The organism is Mycobacterium sp. 852002-51057_SCH5723018 (genome assembly GCF_001667035.1).
GTDB lineage: Bacteria > Actinomycetota > Actinomycetes > Mycobacteriales > Mycobacteriaceae > Mycobacterium.
This window is the reverse complement of record NZ_LZIR01000009.1, coordinates 1-763: the sequence shown is the minus strand read 5'-3', so window position 1 is coordinate 763 and position 763 is coordinate 1. Positions and strand designations below refer to the sequence as shown.

At 69.3% G+C, this 763-nt stretch carries 2 pseudogenes; one reads left to right on the top strand and one right to left on the bottom strand.

Going from position 1 to position 763, the window contains the following annotated elements:
- Window positions 1-279, top strand: a pseudogene (locus A5764_RS03750) (hypothetical protein); the annotation flags it as partial.
- A gap of 4 nt (window positions 280-283) precedes the next feature.
- Here the strand turns inward: A5764_RS03750 and A5764_RS03745 are convergent.
- Window positions 284-763 (bottom strand): annotated as a pseudogene (locus A5764_RS03745) (hypothetical protein); the annotation flags it as partial.

The following is a 763-nucleotide window of genomic DNA, read 5'->3' as shown; positions in this document are numbered from 1 at the left end:
TTCGGCACCAAGGGCGGCGAGATCGAGATGAACGGGCAGCGGGTCGCCGTCCCCGTCTCGACGGACCAGATGAAGACGATCGCGCGGCTGTCGGGCGGGCAGTCCTACACCGCCACGAACCTCAGCGAGCTCAACAAGAGCTACAACGCCATAGAGAACGACATCGGGTATCGCACGGTGCCCGGTCCCGGCAGCGCCGGCTGGCTGCGCCTGGGCGTCGTCGCCGCCCTGATCGCCGCGGCGCTGGCCCTGCTGATCAACCGGCGCCTGCCGACCTGAACGCTCAGGCGGGCAGCCTGCGGTTCAGGAACTCACCGGCCAGGACGGCGCCGGCCAGCAGCACCGCGCCCAGCAGCATCCAGGCGAGGCTGGCGTCGCCCTTCACGGTCTCGTAGCCGATCTGGCGCTGCAGCGTGGAATAGACGCCCTCGAGCGACTCCAGGCTGTCAGCGTGAAACGCCTGGCCGTCGGTGATCTTGGTGATTTCCTGCAGCGTCTGGTCGTCGACGGGCACCGGAATGGTGGCGCCCTCGTACTCGACGGTGCCGTAGGGCGTGCCGAAGGAGATCGTCGAGATGGGCACCTCCTGATCCTTGGCCAGCCGGGCGGCGGTGTAGGCGCCGTCGTGCGGATCGCTGGGATTGGTCGGCTTGTTCTCGCCGCCGTCGGACTCCAGCACGATCCGCGCGGGCGGCGGCCCTTCCCCGCCTCCCATCACCGAGCCGACGGTCGCGATCGCCTGCAGGGCGGTGAAGATGCCCTC